Origin of the sequence: Christiangramia aestuarii (assembly GCF_009735585.1) — a bacterium.
In the GTDB taxonomy this organism is placed as follows: Bacteria; Bacteroidota; Bacteroidia; order Flavobacteriales; family Flavobacteriaceae; genus Christiangramia; species Christiangramia aestuarii.
In genome coordinates, this window is the sequence record NZ_VJVW01000166.1 from 1 (window position 1) to 369 (window position 369).

Consider the following 369-nt stretch of genomic DNA (forward strand, 5'->3'; position numbering starts at 1 on the left):
CGAGTTGCTCGCAGAGCTTGATGCACTGCACCAGGTCGGGACGGGCGTCGAGATGGAGGATCGGCATCAGCCACTCGTAGATCGGCATCGCCTCGGCGAAGCGCCCGGCCCTGGCCAGGCGGAAGATGGTCTCGCCTTCCTTCGGGAACACGTTGGACATTCCCGAGATCCAGCCCTGGGCACCCACCGCCACGCTTTCCAGGACCACGTCGTCGAGGCCGGCGAAGAGGATGAAGCGCTCGCCCACCTGGTTGCGTACGTCGATGAAGCGGCGGGTGTCGCCGGAGCTGTCCTTGAAGCAGACGATGTTCTCGCAGTCGGCCAGGGAAACCAGGATGTCCGGGGTGACGTCGTTCCGGTAGATCGGCG

The 369-nt window shown here is 65.0% G+C and carries 1 protein-coding gene; it reads right to left on the reverse strand.

The features are described 5' to 3' along the window. A partial coding sequence (locus FLP08_RS17380) for a dihydrodipicolinate synthase family protein (protein ID WP_162431153.1) occupies positions 1–369 on the reverse strand: 369 nt, incomplete at both ends.